21 protein-coding genes are annotated in these 19,407 nt (G+C 57.7%); 4 read left to right on the forward strand and 17 right to left on the reverse strand.

Features of this window, described 5'->3' with window-relative positions:
• The first annotated feature begins 48 nt into the window (after positions 1–48).
• Positions 49–1,209, forward strand: a complete 1,161-nt coding sequence (locus tag ACZZ0B_RS20150; protein ID WP_463546085.1) for an acyltransferase family protein — start codon at positions 49–51, stop codon at positions 1,207–1,209.
• 105 nt (positions 1,210–1,314) lie between these two features.
• Here ACZZ0B_RS20150 and ACZZ0B_RS20155 read toward each other — a convergent pair whose 3' ends face one another.
• From ACZZ0B_RS20155 to ACZZ0B_RS20175, 5 genes are all read right to left on the reverse strand, one after another.
• On the reverse strand, positions 1,315–1,497 hold the full coding sequence (locus ACZZ0B_RS20155; protein WP_463546086.1) for a hypothetical protein: 183 nt from the start codon (positions 1,495–1,497) through the stop codon (positions 1,315–1,317).
• A gap of 42 nt (positions 1,498–1,539) precedes the next feature.
• Positions 1,540–1,920, reverse strand: a complete 381-nt coding sequence (locus ACZZ0B_RS20160; protein WP_463546087.1) for a DUF1090 domain-containing protein — start codon at positions 1,918–1,920, stop codon at positions 1,540–1,542.
• The gene (locus tag ACZZ0B_RS20165; RefSeq protein ID WP_463546088.1) at positions 1,917–2,276 is read right to left on the reverse strand and encodes a hypothetical protein; all 360 of its coding nucleotides are present in this window, start codon (positions 2,274–2,276) and stop codon (positions 1,917–1,919) included. Before ACZZ0B_RS20165 ends, ACZZ0B_RS20160 begins: the two co-directional genes overlap by 4 nt.
• A 203-nt stretch (positions 2,277–2,479) precedes the next feature.
• Positions 2,480–2,971, reverse strand: a complete 492-nt coding sequence (locus ACZZ0B_RS20170; RefSeq protein ID WP_463546089.1) for a hypothetical protein — start codon at positions 2,969–2,971, stop codon at positions 2,480–2,482.
• A complete protein-coding gene (locus ACZZ0B_RS20175) occupies positions 2,938–3,687 on the reverse strand; it encodes a winged helix-turn-helix domain-containing protein (RefSeq protein WP_463546090.1) in 750 nt (249 codons plus the stop codon). The genes ACZZ0B_RS20170 and ACZZ0B_RS20175 overlap by 34 nt, the downstream gene beginning before the upstream one ends.
• A 251-nt stretch (positions 3,688–3,938) precedes the next feature.
• Here ACZZ0B_RS20175 and mutS point away from each other — a divergent pair, with 251 nt between their 5' ends.
• Together mutS and fdxA are read left to right on the forward strand one after the other, a co-directional pair.
• A complete protein-coding gene (gene mutS, locus ACZZ0B_RS20180) occupies positions 3,939–6,509 on the forward strand; it encodes a DNA mismatch repair protein MutS (protein ID WP_177323291.1) in 2,571 nt (856 codons plus the stop codon).
• A gap of 163 nt (positions 6,510–6,672) precedes the next feature.
• Entirely contained in the window at positions 6,673–6,996 is a 324-nt protein-coding gene (gene fdxA, locus ACZZ0B_RS20185) for a ferredoxin FdxA (protein ID WP_008077096.1), read from the forward strand.
• 620 nt (positions 6,997–7,616) lie between these two features.
• Here fdxA and rpoS read toward each other — a convergent pair.
• The 8 genes from rpoS to ACZZ0B_RS20225 form a co-directional block, all read right to left on the reverse strand.
• Positions 7,617–8,627: an RNA polymerase sigma factor RpoS gene (gene rpoS, locus ACZZ0B_RS20190; protein ID WP_008081736.1), complete on the reverse strand. Its 1,011-nt coding sequence runs from the start codon at positions 8,625–8,627 to the stop codon at positions 7,617–7,619.
• A 106-nt stretch (positions 8,628–8,733) separates the two neighbouring features.
• Positions 8,734–9,603: a peptidoglycan DD-metalloendopeptidase family protein gene (locus ACZZ0B_RS20195; protein WP_008081734.1), complete on the reverse strand. Its 870-nt coding sequence runs from the start codon at positions 9,601–9,603 to the stop codon at positions 8,734–8,736.
• A 211-nt stretch (positions 9,604–9,814) separates the two neighbouring features.
• Complete coding sequence (locus ACZZ0B_RS20200) at positions 9,815–10,450, reverse strand: protein-L-isoaspartate(D-aspartate) O-methyltransferase (RefSeq protein ID WP_177323314.1); 636 nt, start codon at positions 10,448–10,450, stop codon at positions 9,815–9,817.
• Between the two features lie 41 nt (positions 10,451–10,491).
• A complete protein-coding gene (surE, locus tag ACZZ0B_RS20205; protein ID WP_008081730.1) occupies positions 10,492–11,241 on the reverse strand; it encodes a 5'/3'-nucleotidase SurE in 750 nt (249 codons plus the stop codon).
• Positions 11,229–12,287 carry a tRNA pseudouridine(13) synthase TruD gene (truD, locus tag ACZZ0B_RS20210; RefSeq protein ID WP_440093485.1) on the reverse strand — a complete coding sequence of 353 codons (1,059 nt, stop codon included), beginning with the start codon at positions 12,285–12,287 and terminating at the stop codon, positions 11,229–11,231. The genes surE and truD overlap by 13 nt, the downstream gene beginning before the upstream one ends.
• A complete protein-coding gene (ispF, locus tag ACZZ0B_RS20215; protein ID WP_034149878.1) occupies positions 12,284–12,757 on the reverse strand; it encodes a 2-C-methyl-D-erythritol 2,4-cyclodiphosphate synthase in 474 nt (157 codons plus the stop codon). Before ispF ends, truD begins: the two co-directional genes overlap by 4 nt.
• A 44-nt stretch (positions 12,758–12,801) precedes the next feature.
• Positions 12,802–13,647 carry an S-formylglutathione hydrolase gene (gene fghA / locus ACZZ0B_RS20220; protein ID WP_463546091.1) on the reverse strand — a complete coding sequence of 282 codons (846 nt, stop codon included), beginning with the start codon at positions 13,645–13,647 and terminating at the stop codon, positions 12,802–12,804.
• A 96-nt stretch (positions 13,648–13,743) separates the two neighbouring features.
• On the reverse strand, positions 13,744–14,856 hold the full coding sequence (locus ACZZ0B_RS20225; protein ID WP_008081726.1) for an S-(hydroxymethyl)glutathione dehydrogenase/class III alcohol dehydrogenase: 1,113 nt from the start codon (positions 14,854–14,856) through the stop codon (positions 13,744–13,746).
• Between the two features lie 118 nt (positions 14,857–14,974).
• Between ACZZ0B_RS20225 and ACZZ0B_RS20230 the strand changes: the two genes are divergently transcribed.
• Positions 14,975–15,871, forward strand: coding sequence for a LysR family transcriptional regulator (locus tag ACZZ0B_RS20230; protein ID WP_440093481.1), 897 nt, complete (start codon positions 14,975–14,977; stop codon positions 15,869–15,871).
• 87 nt (positions 15,872–15,958) lie between these two features.
• On the opposite strand, the gene ispD is transcribed toward ACZZ0B_RS20230, so the two are convergent.
• From ispD to kdsA, 4 genes are all read right to left on the reverse strand, one after another.
• Complete coding sequence (gene ispD, locus ACZZ0B_RS20235; RefSeq protein WP_463546092.1) at positions 15,959–16,666, reverse strand: 2-C-methyl-D-erythritol 4-phosphate cytidylyltransferase; 708 nt, start codon at positions 16,664–16,666, stop codon at positions 15,959–15,961.
• Positions 16,663–16,941 (reverse strand): cell division protein FtsB, encoded by a 279-nt coding sequence (gene ftsB / locus ACZZ0B_RS20240; protein WP_007908838.1) that lies wholly within the window; start codon positions 16,939–16,941, stop codon positions 16,663–16,665. The genes ispD and ftsB overlap by 4 nt, the downstream gene beginning before the upstream one ends.
• Before the next feature lie 172 nt (positions 16,942–17,113).
• On the reverse strand, positions 17,114–18,403 hold the full coding sequence (eno, locus tag ACZZ0B_RS20245) for a phosphopyruvate hydratase (protein WP_007908839.1): 1,290 nt from the start codon (positions 18,401–18,403) through the stop codon (positions 17,114–17,116).
• A gap of 156 nt (positions 18,404–18,559) precedes the next feature.
• Positions 18,560–19,405, reverse strand: a complete 846-nt coding sequence (gene kdsA / locus ACZZ0B_RS20250) for a 3-deoxy-8-phosphooctulonate synthase (RefSeq protein ID WP_463546093.1) — start codon at positions 19,403–19,405, stop codon at positions 18,560–18,562.
• Positions 19,406–19,407: the final 2 nt, after the last annotated feature.

Raw genomic sequence — 19,407 nt, forward strand, 5'->3', positions numbered from 1 at the left:
AGCCAGCAGGACTGGACAGTCGAGCGATCGATCAATACTGAGCCAACCATGACCACACCCCATGTAAAACAGCGCAAGAACAGCGACATTGAAGCGTTGCGTGCGCTGGCGATTGTCCTTGTCATCTTCGCCCACATTGCCTTGATCCTGTCCCCGCAATCGCTCTACTGGAACGTGCTGGCGGACTACCGATTCGGCTACGGCGTGGATATTTTCTTCTGCGTTTCCGGGTTCATCATTACCAAATCGATTGCCAGTGAGATTCCGGCCAGCCGCAGCTTTCGTGACTTGCTGGAGTTGTGCGTGCCGTTCTGGGTCAGGCGGTTCTGGCGACTGATGCCATCGGCCCTGTTCTGGATTGCGGTATCGCTGTTGCTGTCTTATCTGTATGGCGGCAAAGGGGTGTTTTTGCAGTTGGAGATTTTCGTCCACTCCGCCCTCGCCGCTGCCTTGCAGTACATGAATGTGGTGTACGCCGTCAGCCGAGACACCGGTACGCTGGGTGATGCCGGGATTTACTGGAGCCTTTCCCTGGAAAACCAGTTTTATCTGGTGCTGCCGATCATTGCGGTGCTGGCCGGTCGGCGCTGGATGCCTGCAGTATTCATTGCGGTATTCCTGGCGCAGTTCTTTCTGACCCGGCAACTGATTCGCCCTACGCCCGAGTTGTGGGCGCTCCGTACCGACGCCATTTCCCTGGGCGTGCTGTTGGCCCTGTGGCACGGCAGCGAAAGTTATCAGCGCCTGGAACCAACCTTCCTGAAAAACAAGGCAGTGGTTGTGCTGTTACTGGCGGCGATGATCTGGCTCCTTGCCGCGTTGACTGCTCCTAACCCGCCCCTGCCCTTCGCCATGGGACTGACCGCTGTCGGCTCAGGTTTGCTGGTCTGGATCGCGAGCTACAACAAGGATTATCTGACGCCCAACCGCGCCTTGGCTGCCTTGTGCAACTACATCGGCTCGCGCTCCTACGCCATCTACCTGACGCACGTCATTGCGCTGTCGCTGGTCAGGCACTGGTTCTTTGCCGCACCTGGCGACACTCAGCCAACGCCTTTCGACGGTGGATACACGGCGTTGTATATCGGTGTTTTTGTCGCAGTCACTTTGTTGTTTTCCGAATTCAACTACCGCTACATCGAAAACCCGATGAGAAGGCACGGCGAGAAATTGTCGCGCAACCTCAAATCCCGATTTGCCGTGGCTTGAAAGTCGCGAAAGGGTAAAAAGCGTTGTGGTACGACGCACTTTTGCCCTCGCCGGCGAGTGAACCGCGCTTGTGCGGATCAACTGTCCACTACGCGCCTCACCAGTTCAGCCTTTGACTCGACGTGCCGCCGCGTTGGCGCGCTTGAGCCGATCGTTCCTGGCTTTTTTCTGATAATCGTCCTTGGCGCCCATGATGCCGCCTGCGGCGTGCACCCAGTCGGTGGCGGTGCAGCCGGAAAGCAGCACGGCAGTTGTAAAGACTGAAGCAAAGACAAGTACGCTTTTCATATTAAGTTTCCAACGTTAAACGATAAATAACCGACCAATCCCTTACTCATTCACCAGCCTTTTCAGCTTGGCTTCGGCCCGTTCGAGTTTGGCCTCATGCTTCTTGATGACTTTCACATCGCCGTACTGACGCGCAGCTTTCAGATGGTTTTGTCTGCGCCGAACTTCGGCCTCGGCCTTCTGAATAGCCCTTTCGTGGTCATCCTCTGCAGAGGGCTCGAGACAGTAACGCTCAACATTGGCCAGCGCCTGTTCCAAGCCGGTCTTGCGATAAACATTATCCGTTGCCTCTGCGAGATCTATTTGCCGAAGAAGTTCAGCGCGGCGCTGGGCGCAACTTTCCCGGGAATCGGCAAATGAACGATCAATCATTAAGACGCAGCCCACAGCCAGAGACAGACCCCAGAACAGATTCAATCTCATGAAACCAACCCCAAGTAACACTTCTCGCCAGAGCGCCCGCAAAAATAACTGATGCGATTCCAGGCATCTCGACTATTCAAGGTTTTCTGGACACCGGACAGCGCCGCTGAAACCATATCGCGACAGCGTGCCTTGCACAGTGGAAAGTGCTCAATCATCCACGCCATCGGCACATAAACATGATCAAAACATAACAGCACAGGTGTTTTGTCCGTTAACGTGGAAATACTGACTTGTTTCTCCTTGCCACCAATCGCTGCTGCGACAAAGACAGTACCGTCTCTATTGATTGCAATGGAACGTTTCCAGGCCGGAGCCTGGACGCCATGAGCACTGCGCACGCAAAACCAGAGCATTTGTAATAACCTCTTAATACCCTAAATGTCGTCGTATTCTTCAAGACAAGGAAAACAGCCGTGCTGCGCTGACTCTTAGGGACAGTCGCAAAGGCTGTTGTATTGACTCGAATCACAGTAACAACGCAGGCCCCAAAAGGCCTTACTGGCATCTTACTCAGTCTTACTTAGTCATTCCGGGGCCTTGCGCCCGAAGGTGATCGCTAGCGCGGGACGTGGCAGACGCCATTGATGAGATTGTTGATGTTGTAGTAATACTCGGCATCGGAGAAGTAATTGAAGGTCACCATACCGCCTTGGAATCCTCGTTCCATAAATGGCAGTTCATCTCCGGCGCTGTCTGAATCGAACTTCACAATCGATCGCGTCTTGAACAGGAATCTGGAAGTGTCCAGATGCGTTAGGGCTATGTCGAACTTGCGATCATAGGTAAAAACTTTGCCTTCGGGGGTTTTCACCACGTAATACACATAGAGGGCGCCTTCTTTCGGATCGATCGTCATGTCACCGACGCCATGCCAGCGAACTTTGTGGTCATGGGTGTGGACAAAATCGATGGAGGCAAAACACGGTGCACGGGGAATATCGCGATTACTCAGATAGAAATAACGGATCAGCAACACAGCGAAAATCAATACCGAAGCGAAGGCCGAAAGCGCGATTATTTTTTGCCAACGAGCTGGTAATTCACGCATATGGCCTCCCCTTTGCTTTCCGGCTTGATGCACTTGATCAGTAACTGGGAGAGTGGCTTTCGTACATAGTAATTGGTATCGGACAACACAATCGGCGGCTCGAATTCGCCGAGTGCTTTCACAATTTCGTCCTTGGACATCTTTTCACTTTCTTCCACATATAACTTCGCCTCGCCCTCTTGCCAGATAAGTTTCCACTCTTCCAGATCGGCGGGTTTCTTAAAATTCAACCAGGCGTAAAATAGCGGGAGTGCAATCGCTGGCACAACGAGCGCTGGCAACAGAAAGCGCCAGTAGCGGCGCGACGGCTGCGTCACTATGTTAAACACCGGCTCGTCAGGCGCTGGTGCCGCACTCTCGGATTCAGGCTCCGCCAGCTCGACGCTGACCAATCGAATCTCAGACAACAACACCACGCCACGGCGCGGCAGGGTTTTGAGGCTATCCCTTGGCAAACCGACTTCAGCGAAGTGCGTGCGAAGCATGTGCAGTGTCTTGTAATAACTGCTGTCGGAAATCACCAGCCCACGCTCGCCCCAGACCCGCGAGATCAGTTGTTCCTTATCGGTAACGCCAGTAATCAGCGCAAGCAACAAGTCACTTTCATTGCTGCCCAGACAGGCTGATTGCCCTGCCCGAGTGAGGGTCATTTTTTCCGCATCGTAATGGCAATCGCTCGATGTCCATCCAGAGCCGATGCCTTCAGACTGTTCCACGCTGCTTCCTCGACTGACCTACAACCCACGCATTCTGATGATTCGATAGCTTTTCGGCACTATAGGACACAATGCTGGGCCAAGCGGCGGCGCGTTGCTGCATCCACCTCAAAAAAACTTCATACTCAGCCCCACTGAATCGACCCACGGGCCGCATCGCTGGCAAACACTCGCCATTTTGAAGATGCAAACCAACCCGTTTTTGCCTCGTCACTTTTACCGGTAAAGCTAAACCCCTGATGAATAAAGCTATTTCAGACCTGTCCTCCCACACCCCGATGATGCAGCAGTACTGGCGCCTGAAGAACCAGCACCCGGATCAGCTGATGTTCTACCGCATGGGCGACTTCTACGAGATCTTCTACGAAGACGCGAAGAAGGCTGCCAAGTTGCTCGACATCACCCTGACCGCGCGCGGGCAGTCGGCGGGGCAGGCGATTCCGATGTGTGGGATTCCTTATCACGCGGCGGAAGGTTACCTGGCGAAACTGGTCAAGCTCGGCGAATCGGTGGTGATTTGCGAACAGGTTGGCGACCCGGCGACCAGCAAAGGCCCGGTCGAACGTCAGGTGGTGCGCATTCTCACGCCGGGTACAGTGAGTGATGAGGCGCTGCTCGATGAGCGCCGCGACAACCTGATTGCAGCCCTGCTGGGTGACGAGCGTCTGTTCGGCCTGGCTGTGCTGGACATCACCAGCGGCAGTTTCAGCGTGTCGGAAATCAAGGGCTGGGAAAACCTGTTGGCGGAACTGGAGCGGATCAATCCGGTTGAGTTGCTGATCCCGGATGACTGGCCAAGAGACCTGCCAGCGGAAAAACGCCGTGGCGTCAGTCGTCGCGCACCGTGGGATTTCGAGCGCGACTCGGCGCTGAAAAGTCTCTGCCAACAATTTTCCACCCAGGACCTGAAAGGCTTCGGCTGCGAGAACCTGACCCTGGCCATCGGCGCCGCCGGTTGCCTGCTGGCCTACGCCAAGGAGACCCAGCGCACCGCCCTGCCGCACTTGCGCAGCCTGCGCCACGAACGTCTCGACGACACCGTGGTGCTCGACGGTGCGAGCCGGCGCAACCTGGAACTCGACACCAACCTGGCCGGTGGCCGCGACAACACCCTGCAATCGGTGGTCGATCGCTGCCAGACGGCCATGGGCAGCCGTTTGCTGACCCGCTGGCTGAACCGTCCGTTGCGCGACCTGACCGTGTTGCTGGCACGCCAGACCTCGATCACTTGCCTGCTCGATCGCTACCGTTTTGAAAAGCTGCAACCGCAGCTCAAGGAAATCGGCGACATCGAGCGGATTCTTGCGCGGATCGGCCTGCGCAATGCCCGTCCTCGCGACCTCGCGCGTCTGCGTGACGCCCTCGGTGCCCTGCCTGAGCTGCAAGTGGCGATGACCGATCTGGAAGCACCGCACCTGCAAGGTCTGGCGACCACCACCAGCACTTACCCGGAACTGGCGGCGCTGCTGGAAAAAGCCATCATCGACAACCCGCCAGCGGTGATCCGTGACGGCGGCGTGCTGAAAACCGGTTACGACAGTGAACTCGACGAGTTGCAGTCGCTGAGCGAAAACGCCGGCCAGTTCCTCATCGACCTGGAAGCCCGCGAGAAGGCCCGTACCGGCCTGAGCCATTTGAAAGTCGGCTACAACCGCATTCACGGCTACTTCATCGAGTTGCCGAGCAAACAGGCCGAGTCGGCGCCAGCGGATTACATCCGTCGGCAAACCCTGAAAGGCGCCGAGCGTTTCATCACGCCCGAGTTGAAAGAGTTCGAAGACAAGGCACTGTCGGCCAAGAGCCGCGCCCTCGCGCGCGAGAAGATGCTTTACGAAGCGCTGCTGGAAGACTTGATCAGCCAGTTGCCACCGCTGCAGGACACCGCTGCGGCGCTGGCCGAACTCGATGTGCTGAGCAACCTTGCCGAACGCGCACTGAACCTCGACCTGAACTGCCCGCGCTTCGTCAGCGAGCCGTGCATGCGTATCAGCCAAGGTCGTCACCCGGTGGTTGAACAAGTCCTCACCACGCCGTTCGTGGCCAACGACCTGAGCCTGGATGACAACACGCGCATGCTGGTGATCACCGGCCCGAACATGGGCGGTAAATCCACCTACATGCGCCAGACTGCATTGATCGTGCTGCTGGCGCACATCGGCAGCTTCGTGCCGGCCGCCAGTTGTGAACTGTCGCTGGTCGACCGCATTTTCACCCGAATCGGTTCCAGCGATGACTTGGCCGGTGGCCGTTCGACATTCATGGTGGAAATGAGCGAAACCGCCAATATTCTGCACAACGCCACTGAACGCAGCCTGGTGCTGATGGATGAAGTCGGTCGTGGCACCAGCACCTTCGACGGTCTGTCGCTGGCATGGGCGGCGGCCGAGCGTCTGGCGCAATTGCGCGCCTATACGCTGTTCGCCACCCACTACTTCGAACTGACCGTGTTGCCGGAAGCCGAGCCATTGGTGGCCAACGTCCACCTCAATGCCACCGAGCACAACGAACGTATCGTATTCCTGCATCACGTGCTGCCCGGCCCTGCCAGCCAGAGCTATGGCCTGGCGGTGGCGCAACTGGCCGGCGTGCCAAGCGAAGTGATCGTGCGTGCCCGCGAGCACCTCAGTCGCCTGGAAGACACCGCATTGCCGCACGAGGCGCCGAAACCCGCTGCCAAGGGCAAACCGGCGACGCCGCAGCAAAGCGACATGTTCGCCAGCCTGCCGCACCCGGTGCTGGATGAACTGGCTAAGCTGGATGTGGATGACCTGACGCCGCGTCGTGCGCTCGAAATGCTCTATGCACTGAAGAACCGGATATAAGCACTGAAGAAGCGGATATAACGCAAACCGCTTCAAGCTGTTAGAATCTCGCGCGGTTTGGGATGCTGCTGGCTAATAGCCTGGCCAGCAGGTATCGCTCCCGAACCTGGCGACCCCAACCGTGAAGGGGCAACGCTGCCGCCGCCTGAGGAGAAAATTAGAAATGACCTTCGTCGTCACCGACAACTGCATCAAGTGCAAGTACACCGACTGCGTAGAAGTCTGTCCGGTGGACTGCTTTTACGAAGGCCCGAACTTCCTGGTGATTCACCCGGACGAGTGCATCGACTGCGCCCTGTGCGAACCAGAATGCCCGGCCGTAGCGATTTTCTCCGAGGACGAAGTTCCGGAAGAGATGCAGGAATTCATTCAGTTGAACGTTGATCTGGCTGAAATCTGGCCAAACATCACCGAGAAGAAAGAATCGCTGCCAGATGCCGAAGAGTGGGATGGCGTCAAAGGCAAGATCAAAGACCTCGAACGCTGATTTGTCCCGCGTCCGAAAAAAAGGCCCTTAGGGGCCTTTTTTGTTTTTGTGCAATGCCTTCGACAGAGTCGCCAACCCGCCTACGCTGACTTTTCTGCGGGCAAAAAAAGGGGCGGTTTGACCCGCCCACATTTTTTCCCTATTCCCTGTATTCCTTTTCATCGTCCTGATGAATCGCGTCCTGCGATGTCCGTTCCCCTCTTCCTTGAAGGGCGTGTCTGTCCGTCGACACAACCCCGATATTAGAGAGATCCCTGGCGAGAGCAATCGCCCTTCCCGGCTGAAACTGAGCGTAATAAGCCCTTCACATTAAAAAATATACATATAATTCAACAGGTTAAATAATTAGCGTGAGCACGATCGCCGTCTGCCACAGTGTAAAAATAACGAACACTTACGAAACAGTAAGCCAAGGCTTACACCGCGAGCCTACATCTCGAACACGATCCTCCTGTAGGAGCTGCCGAAGGCTGCGATCTTTTGATCTTGATCTTAAACAGGATCAAAAAATCGCAGCCTTCGACAGCTCCTACACGAGCAACAGCACCGACATCAAAAACAGCAGGCAACAAAAAGCCCCGAACCAGTCGGGGCTTCTTGCGGGCGGTCGTGTGAGGTGCTTACTGAAACAGCGACTCGCTCGACAGGCCATTCTTTTCAAGGATCTCACGAAGGCGCTTGAGGCCTTCCACCTGGATCTGCCGCACCCGTTCCCGGGTCAAGCCGATTTCCAGGCCTACATCTTCCAGCGTACTGCTCTCGTGCCCGCGCAGGCCGAAGCGGCGAATCACCACCTCGCGCTGCTTGTCGGTCAGCTCGGAGAGCCATTGATCGATGCTCTGCGACAGATCGTCATCCTGCAGCAGTTCGCACGGATCGGTAGGACGATCGTCAGTGAGGGTGTCCAGCAGGGTTTTATCCGAATCCGGACCCAGCGAGACGTCGACCGAAGAAACCCGTTCATTCAGGCCCAGCATGCGCTTGACCTCGCCCACCGGTTTTTCCAGCAGGTTGGCGATTTCTTCGGGTGAAGGTTCGTGGTCGAGCTTTTGCGTCAGCTCCCGTGCAGCCCGCAGGTACACGTTGAGTTCCTTGACCACATGAATCGGCAACCGGATGGTCCGGGTCTGATTCATGATCGCGCGCTCGATGGTCTGACGAATCCACCAGGTCGCGTAGGTCGAGAAGCGGAAGCCGCGTTCAGGGTCGAACTTTTCCACCGCGCGGATCAGTCCGAGGTTGCCCTCTTCGATCAGATCCAGCAGCGACAGCCCCCGATTGACGTAACGCCGGGCGATTTTCACCACCAGCCGCAGGTTACTTTCAATCATGCGCTTGCGCCCGGCGGGGTCGCCACTTTGCGACAAGCGCGCAAAATGAACTTCTTCCTCCGGGGAGAGCAGTGGGGAAAAGCCGATTTCGTTGAGATACAACTGCGTGGCATCAAGTGCACGCGTGTAATCGATGTACTTGTGTTGTTTAAGTGAAGCGGAGTGTTTGGATTTGGAACGAACGGAAGGTGGAGCAGCCCCTTCATCATTCGACATCGAAGATTCCGAATCGATGCCGGCCTCCATAAGGAGAACCTCATCGTCGATGTCAAACTCCGGCACTTCTTTACTGAGAGCCATTGTTATAGTCCTTTGGTGAGTTCGACCCCAAGCTCAAGCGACGCCTTTATCCTTGGCAGCGCTGGAGCCTGTCCCCTCTACGTGACGGAACAGGCTGGCTTACAAATCAACGTCTTGGCAGGAACTGCAGTGGATCTACAGGTTTACCTTGGCGGCGAATCTCAAAATGCAGTTTCACCCGGTCTGTACCCGTTGACCCCATTTCGGCAATTGTCTGTCCGACCTTGACCTGCTGTCCCTCCCGAACCAACAGCCTGCGGTTATGGCCGTAGGCACTGACGTAGGTTTCGCTGTGTTTGATGATGACTAATTCGCCGTAGCCCCTTAAGCCACTCCCGGCGTAAACCACCGTCCCATCAGACGCAGCTAAAACAGGCTGTCCCAAATCCCCGGCGATATCAATTCCTTTATTCAAACTACCGTTTGAAGAGAATTTACCAATCAGAATGCCATTAGATGGCCATCCCCAGCCGGTCGGGGCTGGGCCGGCAGGAGGCAGTGGCGCGGGGGCCGACTTGTTGGCGACGGACGGTGCAGCCCCAGTAGAACCGGTGGTTGTAGTGGTCGTCGTGCCATTCGCCTGGCGCCGGATTACCGTGGTTTTACTCGACGAAGAAGGCGAGGAACTGGCGTTGCTCACCACAGCGGTCGATGTTGAACCGGTGCGACCATCGAAGCGAATTGTCTGACCCGGATGGATCGTATACGGCGTAGGAATATTGTTCCGGGCCGCGAGGGCTTTGTAGTCCCAGCCGTAGCGGAAAGCGATCGAAAACATCGTATCGCCCGGACGGACTACGTACTGTCCGGTCGTCACGGTAGGACGCTGCGCCACCGCATTGTTGCGATCGACCACACGAACATTGTTCGATTTGGTGCTGGAGCAACCCACCAGCAAGGTGCTCAAGACAAGGCCAGTCACCAGGCGCTGAAAGCTCGTGTTACCCATACGCTGCGCAATGACTGTGAGACTCACCCGCCGCTCCCTTTGTGGTGGCTGAAAAATTGGAATGCCGGATGTCGGCATGAGGTGTCGCAAGTATAACGGGCCGAAACAGCTTTACCTTTAATGAAGCGAAATCGCTTCGCGCACACGTTTGCAAGTTGCCACTCTGCTGCGTTTAAACAATCGCTGCCGGAGTAAGACCCGAGCGAACGAAAGGAATTCAGCACCTTTATATAAATGCTCAGGCCAGTGGCCCGTTGAGCAAAGGCACGAATCGAACAGCGCCGAGAACGTGTCGGGAAAAGCCGTTTTCTTCACGCACGATCAGCATCAGTTGTTGCACTTCTCCGGAGCCGACCGGTATGACCAGTCGGCCGCCAGGTGCCAGTTGATCGAGCAGGGCTTGCGGTACGTCGGTGGCCACGGCGGTGACAATAATGCCGTTGTAAGGCGCCAGCGCCGGCCAGCCTTCCCAGCCATCGCCCCAGCGGAACACCACGTTGCGCAGGTTCAGTTCGACCAGACGCTCCTTGGCGCGATCCTGCAGGACCTTGATGCGCTCGACCGAAAACACCCGCTCGACCAGCTGTGACAACACCGCTGTCTGGTAACCGGAACCGGTGCCGATCTCCATCACCTTATCCAGCGGCCCCGCCTCCAGCAGCAGCTCGCTCATGCGCGCCACCATATAAGGCTGGGAAATCGTCTGGTTATGGCCGATCGGCAGCGCCGTGTCTTCATAGGCACGGTGCGCCAGCGCTTCGTCGACGAACAAGTGGCGCGGAGTCCGCCGGATCACTTCCAGCACCTTGGCGTTGGACACACCCTCTTCGTACAGCCGCTGGATCAGGCGCTCGCGGGTACGCTGGGAGGTCATGCCGATGCCGCTGCGCAGTCGGTCTTCGTGTTCGCGAGCCATCAGCGCAGTCCCTCGAGCCAGCCGTCGAGGCTTCGGAAAGCATCGTTGAAGGTGCGATCGAGCTGCAACGGGGTGATGGAAACGTAACCCTGCATCACCGCATGGAAGTCCGTGCCCGGGCCGCCGTCTTCGGCGTCGCCAGCAGCGGCAATCCAGTAGCCGGCCTTGCCACGTGGATCGACCACTTTCATCGGTGCCGCCGCCCGGGCGCGATGACCGAGGCGGGTCAGCTGGATACCGCGAATATGGTCGATCGGCAGGTTCGGAATGTTCACGTTGAGCACCGTGCGCGGCGGCAGGTCGAGCCCGGCATGGGCCTCGACCAGTTTGCGCGCAAAGTAGGCCGCTGTCGGCAGATTATCCACCTGGCGCGAGACCAGCGAGAAGGCAAACGACGGACGCTCCAGGAAGCGTCCTTCAAGAGCTGCCGCCACTGTCCCGGAATACAAAACGTCGTCACCCAGATTGGCGCCGAGATTGATGCCCGACACCACCATGTCTGGCTGGCGCTCCAGCAAGCCATTAAGGCCCAGGTGCACGCAGTCGGTCGGGGTGCCGTTGAGGCTGATAAAGCCGTTGGCCAGGTATTGCGGGTGCAGCGGACGGTCGAGCGTCAGCGAACTGCTGGCGCCGCTTTTGTCCTGCTCCGGGGCGATAACCACGCATTCGGTGTAATCCGCCAGCGCAGCATAAAGCGCGGCGAGACCGGGTGCGGTTACCCCATCATCGTTAGAAATCAGAATACGCATGGGCTGTCCGTCTGCCCCACCGGCACCAGATCAACGAGTTCGCGCACCAATACGGTGGCGAAGCATCCGGCCGGGAGGACGAATTCCAGTTGCAGAATGTCAGGCTGGGGATAATGCCACGTCAACCCGCCAATGGGCAGCCGCAGGATGCGACGTTCGTGGCTCATGCCGGCATGAACCAACCAATCGCGCAGCTCTGCTTCATCGGCAGCGATCCCCTGCTCCAGTTCATGGACAACGCCTGCGGTCGGCGAGTCACCTTCGCCCCACTGCGGGCCGGTCGGGTGCAGATCGAGAATCGCCAGGCGCGGGTCGCTGCATTCAGCTTCACCGGCCGGGAAAAAGCTGCGGCTGTCGGTGAACGCCAGCAGATCGCCAATCTGAGCTTTTTGCCAAGTGCCATCAGCCACACGCGCCGCCAGCACTTTGTTGAACAGAAAGCTGCGCGCCGTCGACAGCAGACGCGAACGCACATTGCGCTGCTCCGGCAAGGCCTTGCGCGCCGCCCACGCACGCGCATCAACGACGTTGCCGCCGTCATGGCCGAAACGCTGGGCGCCGAAATAATTGGGGATGCCTTGCTGGGCGATCAGTTGCAGACGTTGTTCAATCGCGTCTTTATCACCAGTGAACTGAGTCAGGCGCAAGGTGAAACCATTGGCCGAATGCGCACCGCGTTGCAGCTTGCGTTTGTGGCGAGTGGTCTTGAGGATCTTCAGCGTATCGTTTTCCGCCGCCGACAGATCCGGATCGGCCTTGCCCGGCAGTTGCACGCTGAACCACTGGCGGGTCAGCGCCTGACGATCCTTGAGACCGGCATAGCTGACGGTACGCAGCGGCACGCCGGCAGCCTTGGCGATACGCCGTGCGGCTTCTTCAGTGTTGAGGCCGCGTTTCTCGACCCAGATCCACAGGTGTTCGCCATCGCCGCTGAACGGGATGTCGAGCACTTCATCGACCTGAAAATCTTCAGCGATGGCTTTCAGCACCGCGCTGCCGAGGGCGTCGCCATAGGCGCGCGGGCCGAGCAATTGCAGTTCGTTCATGCGCGCAGCAACAAGGCAACGGAGTGCACGGCGATGCCTTCTTCGCGACCGACAAAGCCAAGCTTTTCGGTGGTGGTAGCTTTCACGTTCACTTGATCCAACTCAACTTGAAGATCCGCCGCGATCAGCGCGCGCATCGATTCGATATGCGGGGCCATTTTCGGCGCCTGGGCAACGATGGTGTTGTCGACGTTGCCGACTTTCCAGCCTTTGGCGTGGATCAGCGCGACCACATGCCGCAGCAGCGCACGGCTGTCGGCGCCCTTGAATTGCGGGTCGGTGTCCGGGAAGTGTTTGCCGATATCACCCAGCGCCGCGGCACCGAGCAAGGCATCGCTCAAGGCGTGCAGCAGGACGTCACCGTCGGAATGAGCGAGCAGCCCGAAGCTGTGTGCAATGCGCACGCCGCCCAGAGTAATGAAATCGCCTTCAGCGAAACGATGCACATCATAGCCGTGGCCAATACGCATAAAAAAAACGCCCCGATTTTTGTCAGGGCGTGATTCTACCTGCATTAGGCCTTAAGGGCGCGTGCGTGATGCTGCAAGTGGTCGTCTATGAAGCTTGCGATGAAGAAATAGCTGTGGTCGTAGCCCGGTTGCAGGCGCAACGTCAGCGGATGGCCCGCCTGTTTTGCTGCTTGTTGCAGGGCTTCGGGTTTGAGCTGGGTGGCGAGGAAGTCATCGCGGTCACCTTGATCGACCAACAGCGGGAGTTTTTCATCCGCCTCTGCGATCAGCGCGCAGGCATCCCACTCCTTCCACTTGGAACGGTCTTCGCCCAGGAAGCGGGAAAAGGCTTTTTGCCCCCACGGGCAATCCATCGGGTTGTTGATGGGTGAGAACGCCGACACCGATTGATAGCGACCCGGGTTGCGCAATGCGCAGACCAATGCGCCGTGGCCGCCCATGGAGTGGCCGCTGATGCTGCGTTTGTCGGATGCGGGGAAATGCGCTTCAACCAGTGAGGGCAATTCCTGCACAACATAGTCATGCATCCGATAGTGACGCGACCAAGGTTCCTGCGTGGCATTCAGATAGAAGCCGGCGCCAAGGCCGAAATCCCATGCGCCATCCGGATCGCCCGGTACATCCGGCCCACGCGGGCTAGTGTCCGGGGCGACGATGATCAAACCCAGTTCGGCGGCCATGCGCATCGCGCCAGCCTTCTGCATGAAATTTTCATCGGTGCAGGTCAGGCCCGACAGCCAGTACAGCACCGGCAGTTTTCCGCCCTGCTCCGCCTGCGGTGGCAGGTACACAGCAAACACCATGTCGCAACCGAGCACGTCGGAGCGATGGCGATAGCGCTTGTGCCAGCCGCCAAAACTTTTCTGACAGGAGATGTTTTCCAGATTCATGGGGATTCTCCCAGCCGCAAGTGGCAAGCTTCGAGCGTCAAGGACAGGCAAAAGCGCAGTTACTTGCAGCTTGAAGCTTGTAACTTGCCGCTGCTTTTAGAAATGAATGACAGTACGGATGCTTTTGCCTTCGTGCATCAGGTCGAACGCCTTGTTGATGTCTTCCAGGCCCATGGTGTGGGTGATGAAAGTATCCAGCGGAATCTCGCCGCTCTGAGCCATGTCGACGTAGCTTGGCAACTCGGTGCGACCACGAACGCCGCCGAATGCCGAACCGCGCCAGACGCGACCGGTGACCAACTGGAACGGACGGGTAGAGATTTCCTGACCGGCACCGGCGACACCGATGATCACCGACTCGCCCCAGCCCTTGTGGCAGCACTCAAGGGCGGCGCGCATCAGTTGCACATTGCCGATGCATTCGAAGGAGAAGTCGACGCCGCCATCGGTCATGTCGACGATCACTTCCTGGATCGGACGATCGAAATCTTTCGGGTTCACGCAATCGGTGGCACCGAGTTGCTTGGCGATTTCGAACTTGGCCGGGTTGATGTCGATGGCAATGATGCGCGCAGCCTTGGCTTTAACAGCGCCGATCACCGCAGAAAGACCGATGCCACCCAGACCGAAGATGGCCACGGTGTCACCCGGTTTGACCTTGGCGGTGTTGAGCACAGCACCGATACCGGTGGTCACGCCGCAACCCAGCAGGCAAACCTTCTCGAGCGGCGCATCTTTGGAGATCTTCGCTACGGAGATTTCCGGCAACACGGTGTATTCCGAGAATGTCGACGTACCCATGTAGTGGAAAATCGTTTCGCCCTTGTAGGAAAAACGCGAAGTGCCGTCCGGCATCAAGCCTTTGCCCTGAGTCGCGCGAATCGCCTGACACAGGTTGGTCTTGCCCGACTTACAGAATTTGCACTGGCCACATTCCGGGGTGTACAGCGGAATGACGTGGTCGCCAACGGCAACCGAGGTTACGCCTTCACCGATGGCTTCAACGATAGCGCCGCCTTCGTGACCGAGGATCGACGGAAAGATACCTTCCGGATCAGCGCCGGACAGGGTGTAGGCGTCAGTGTGGCAAACACCGGAAGCGACGACGCGCAGCAATACTTCACCGGCCTTGGGCATGGCGACATCGACTTCTACGATTTCCAGCGGCTTCTTGGCCTCGAAGGCAACGGCGGCGCGCGACTTGATCATGCTGACTCTCCAGTGAATCCATTGAATAAAAAAAAACCAGACAGCCAGTGTAGTTCAGCGCTGACTGATGAATAATCCGGACAAATGCAAAATATTATTGCCGTACAGGGATAATCCAATGTCCGAAAACCGCTGGGAAGGCATCGACGAATTTGTTGCCGTGGCTGAATGCAGCCAGTTCACCGCAGCCGCTGAACGCCTTGGGGTTTCTTCCTCGCACGTCAGTCGACAAATCGTACGACTGGAAGAGCGCTTGCAGACGCGCCTGCTCTATCGCAGTACTCGGCGGGTGACGCTGACCGAGGCCGGGCAGACTTTTCTGCAACATTGCCAACGTTTGCAGGATGGTCGCGAGGAGGCGTTGCGTGCGGTCGGCGATTTGACCAGTGAACCGAAAGGCATGCTGCGCATGACCTGCGCGGTGGCATACGGCGAACGCTTTATCGTGCCGCTGGTGACGCGGTTTATGGGGCTGTATCCGCAGTTGCGTATTGATATCGAGCTGAGCAATCGCCAACTTGATCTGGTGCATGAAGGGCTGGATCTGGCGATTCGGTTGGGTCGGTTACAGGATTCGCGATTGGTCGCAGCACGACTGGCACCCCGGCGCATGTACCTGTGTGCGTCACCGTCCTACCTTGAGCGGTACGGTCGCCCACACAGTTTGTCGGAACTGAGTCGGCATAATTGCCTGATCGGCAGCTCGGATATCTGGCAACTCGAACAGAACGGTCGGGAATTTTCTCAGCGAGTGCAGGGAAACTGGCGCTGCAACAGTGGGCAAGCAGTGCTGGATGCAGCGTTGCAGGGGGTCGGGCTGTGTCAGTTGCCGGATTATTACGTGCTGGAGCATCTGCACAGTGGCGCGTTGATTTCGTTGCTGGAGACGCATCAGCCGCCGAATACGGCAGTGTGGGCGCTGTATCCGCAGCAACGGCATTTGTCGCCGAAGGTGCGCAAGTTGGTGGATTTTTTGAAGGAGGGATTGGCTGAGCGGCCGGAATATCGAGGTTGAAAAGCAAAAGATCGCAGCCTTCGGCAGCTCCTACAAAGGCATGCGAACCCATGTAGGAGCTGCCGAAGGCTGCGATCTTTTGATCTTTTAGCGACGGTTAGCCCAACGCTGGCGCAACCATTCGAGATCTTCCGGCCGGGTAACCTTGAGGTTATCCGCGCGCCCTTCGATCAGTCGCGGCTTCAGCCCCGCCCACTCCATCGCCGACGCTTCGTCAGTAATCACGGCATCCGCAACCAGACTGTCCGCCAATGCCCGATGCAACGCGCCGAGGCGAAACATCTGCGGTGTATACGCCTGCCAGATCACACTTCGATCGACGGTTTCCACTACACGGCCATGCTTGTCGACCCGTTTCAAGGTGTCGCGCGCAGGCACCGCAAGCAATCCGCCTACCGGATCGTCCGCCAGTTCATCGAGTAACTTGTCGAGATCTTCGCGGCTCAGGTTGGGCCGTGCCGCATCGTGCACCAGCACCCAATCCTCATCATCGGCACCTTGCGCATGCAAATGCAGCAAGGCATTGAGCACCGAGCCAGAACGCTCGGTGCCACCCTCGACGCGCTGAATTCGCGAGTTGCCAGCGCACGCCAGATTCGGCCAATAAGGATCATCAACAGCAAGACTGACCACCAAACCCTTGAGGCTTGGGTGATCGAGGAAACAGCCGAGGCTGTGTTCGAGAATTGTGCGCCCGCCCAGTTGCAGGTATTGCTTGGGACGGTCCGCGGCCATTCGGGCACCGACGCCCGCGGCAGGAATCACGGCCCAGAAGGCCGGCAGGGAATTGATCATTGGGCCAACTGGTAAAGGGTTTCGCCGTCCTTGACCATGCCCAGCTCGTGACGAGCCCGTTCTTCAACGGTCTCCATGCCCTTTTTCAACTCGCTGACTTCAGCGTCCATCACTCGGTTGCGCTCCAGCAAACCCTCGTTCTCGGCATGTTGATCAGCAATCTGCTGATTCAGCTCGGCGACCTGCGCCAGACTGCCATTGCCCACCCACAGGCGGTACTGCAGACCGGCCAGCAGCAAGAGCAGAACGAGAAACAACCAGTAAGGACTGCGCATCGAATATCAGGTATCCAGTGAAAAAAGACAGCCACGCCAAAACTTTGAAGCATCTGATAGCACGAAGCCTGGAAAGATCCAGGCTTGTGCTGTCAAGGCATCAGATTAGTGGCAAATCCATCGCTGTCACGACTTTTTCGACACAATCCGCTGTCCTTTTATCAGTTGGTACTCAGCCGCGGAACTCGCTGCGACCGTTGTACTTGGCTTTGCCATTCAGCTGCTCTTCGATACGCAGCAGTTGGTTGTACTTGGAAACGCGGTCGGAACGGCACAGCGAACCGGTCTTGATCTGGCCAGCCGAGGTGCCCACAGCCAGGTCGGCAATGGTCGAATCTTCGGTTTCGCCGGAACGGTGCGAGATCACTGCGGTGTAACCGGCAGCCTTGGCCATCTGGATGGCTTCAAGGGTTTCGGTCAGGGTGCCGATCTGGTTGAACTTGATCAGGATCGAGTTGGCGATGTTTTTATCGATGCCCTCTTTCAGGATCTTGGTGTTGGTGACGAACAGGTCGTCGCCTACCAGTTGCACCTTCTCGCCGATCTTGTCGGTGAGGATCTTCCAGCCAGCCCAGTCGGACTCGTCCAGACCGTCTTCGATCGAGATGATCGGGTAACGCTCGGTCAGACCTTTCAGGTAGTCGGCGAAACCTTCAGCGGTGAACACCTGGCCTTCGCCGGACAGGTTGTACTTGCCGTCTTCGTAGAATTCGCTCGCCGCGCAGTCCAGCGCCAGGGTCACGTCGGTGCCCAGCTTGTAACCAGCGTTGGCAACAGCTTCGGAGATCACTTTCAGAGCGTCTTCGTTGGAGGCCAGGTTCGGTGCAAAACCGCCTTCGTCGCCAACGGCAGTGCTCAGGCCACGGGCCTTCAGCACAGCTTTCAAGTGATGGAAAATCTCGGTGCCCATGCGCAGACCTTCCGAGAAAGACTTGGCGCCAACCGGCTGCACCATGAATTCCTGGATGTCGACGTTGTTATCGGCGTGCTCGCCACCGTTGATGATGTTCATCATCGGTACCGGCATCGAGTAAACACCCGGCGTGCCGTTGAGGTTGGCGATGTGTGCGTACAGCGGCAGGTCCTGATCCTGTGCAGCAGCCTTGGCCGCAGCCAGGGATACGGCGAGGATGGCGTTGGCGCCCAGGGTCGCTTTGTTTTCGGTACCGTCGAGCTTGATCATCGCGTGATCCAGCGCTTTCTGGTCGCTTGGGTCGGTGCCCAGCAGCAGATCGCGGATCGGGCCGTTGATGTTGGCGACTGCTTTCAGTACGCCTTTGCCCAGATAACGGCTCTTGTCGCCATCACGCAGCTCGAGCGCTTCACGCGAGCCAGTGGATGCACCGGACGGCGCGCAAGCGCTGCCGATGATGCCGTTGTCGAGAAGCACGTCCGCTTCCACGGTGGGATTGCCACGGGAGTCGAGAACTTCACGACCTTTGATGTCGACGATTTTTGCCATTGTTGTAAACACTCCAAAGTTGACGAAAACGACGCAGCTAGAGGAAATCTTTTTACCGTCGGCAAGTGGTGTGCAGCGGGCAGCTTGCAGACGACAACGCACATGCCCGAGGGCATGTGCGACAAATCGTGCGGTACTTTACCGGAGAATTGAGTGTTACGCGGTTTCTACCGTCGGAAAACTCTTCACCAGTTCGTCCAAAGCTTTGAGCTGGGCCAGAAATGGCTCCAGTTTGTCCAGACGCAAGGCGCAAGGGCCGTCGCATTTGGCGTTGTCCGGATCCGGATGCGCTTCGAGGAACAGACCCGCCAGCGACTGGCTCATGCCCGCCTTGGCCAAATCCAGAACCTGCGCACGGCGACCGCCAGCGGAGTCGGAACGACCGCCAGGCATTTGCAGCGCGTGGGTCACGTCGAAGAAAACCGGGTACTCGAACTGCTTCATGATGCCGAAGCCGAGCATGTCGACCACGAGGTTGTTGTAGCCGAAGCTCGAACCACGCTCGCAGAGGATCAGTTGGTCGTTACCCGCTTCCACGCACTTGCTCAGGATGTGTTTCATTTCCTGAGGCGCGAGGAACTGGGCTTTCTTGATGTTGATCACTGCGTTGGTCTTGGCCATCGCGACGACCAGATCGGTCTGGCGCGACAGGAAGGCCGGCAGCTGAATGATGTCGCAGACCTCAGCGACGACCGCGGCCTGATCAGGCTCGTGGACGTCGGTGATGACCGGTACGCCGAAGGCTTGTTTGATGTCCTGGAAGATGCGCATGCCTTCTTCCAGGCCAGGGCCACGATACGAATGCACAGAAGACCGGTTGGCCTTGTCGAAACTGGCCTTGAACACGTATGGGATACCGAGTTTTTCGGTGACCTTCACGTACTCTTCGCAAACCTGCATGGCCATGTCACGGCTTTCCAGCACGTTCATGCCGCCGAACAGCACCATGGGTTTGTCGTTGGCAATCTCGATGTCGCCGACGCGGATGATCTTCTGTGCCATCG

It is taken from the genome of Pseudomonas sp. AC247 (assembly GCF_979258015.1).

Bases quoted from the DNA above. Each gene is read 5' to 3' on its own strand.
- ftsB (WP_007908838.1), bottom strand. From the start codon at position 16,941: ATGCGCAGTCCTTACTGGTTGTTTCTCGTTCTGCTCTTGCTGCTGGCC.
- truD (WP_440093485.1), bottom strand. From the start codon at position 12,287: ATGAACGAACTGCAATTGCTCGGCCCGCGCGCCTATGGCGACGCCCTC.
- surE (WP_008081730.1), bottom strand. From the start codon at position 11,241: ATGCGTATTCTGATTTCTAACGATGATGGGGTAACCGCACCCGGTCTC.
- ACZZ0B_RS20200 (WP_177323314.1), bottom strand. From the start codon at position 10,450: ATGACCTCCCAGCGTACCCGCGAGCGCCTGATCCAGCGGCTGTACGAA.
- kdsA (WP_463546093.1), bottom strand. From the start codon at position 19,405: ATGGCACAGAAGATCATCCGCGTCGGCGACATCGAGATTGCCAACGAC.
- ispF (WP_034149878.1), bottom strand. From the start codon at position 12,757: ATGCGTATTGGCCACGGCTATGATGTGCATCGTTTCGCTGAAGGCGAT.
- eno (WP_007908839.1), bottom strand. From the start codon at position 18,403: ATGGCAAAAATCGTCGACATCAAAGGTCGTGAAGTTCTCGACTCCCGT.
- ACZZ0B_RS20150 (WP_463546085.1), top strand. From the start codon at position 49: ATGACCACACCCCATGTAAAACAGCGCAAGAACAGCGACATTGAAGCG.
- rpoS (WP_008081736.1), bottom strand. From the start codon at position 8,627: ATGGCTCTCAGTAAAGAAGTGCCGGAGTTTGACATCGACGATGAGGTT.
- ACZZ0B_RS20155 (WP_463546086.1), bottom strand. From the start codon at position 1,497: ATGAAAAGCGTACTTGTCTTTGCTTCAGTCTTTACAACTGCCGTGCTG.
- ACZZ0B_RS20160 (WP_463546087.1), bottom strand. From the start codon at position 1,920: ATGAGATTGAATCTGTTCTGGGGTCTGTCTCTGGCTGTGGGCTGCGTC.
- ispD (WP_463546092.1), bottom strand. From the start codon at position 16,666: ATGATCAATTCCCTGCCGGCCTTCTGGGCCGTGATTCCTGCCGCGGGC.
- ACZZ0B_RS20170 (WP_463546089.1), bottom strand. From the start codon at position 2,971: ATGCGTGAATTACCAGCTCGTTGGCAAAAAATAATCGCGCTTTCGGCC.
- fghA (WP_463546091.1), bottom strand. From the start codon at position 13,647: ATGAATCTGGAAAACATCTCCTGTCAGAAAAGTTTTGGCGGCTGGCAC.
- fdxA (WP_008077096.1), top strand. From the start codon at position 6,673: ATGACCTTCGTCGTCACCGACAACTGCATCAAGTGCAAGTACACCGAC.
- ACZZ0B_RS20225 (WP_008081726.1), bottom strand. From the start codon at position 14,856: ATGATCAAGTCGCGCGCCGCCGTTGCCTTCGAGGCCAAGAAGCCGCTG.
- ACZZ0B_RS20230 (WP_440093481.1), top strand. From the start codon at position 14,975: ATGTCCGAAAACCGCTGGGAAGGCATCGACGAATTTGTTGCCGTGGCT.
- ACZZ0B_RS20165 (WP_463546088.1), bottom strand. From the start codon at position 2,276: ATGCTCTGGTTTTGCGTGCGCAGTGCTCATGGCGTCCAGGCTCCGGCC.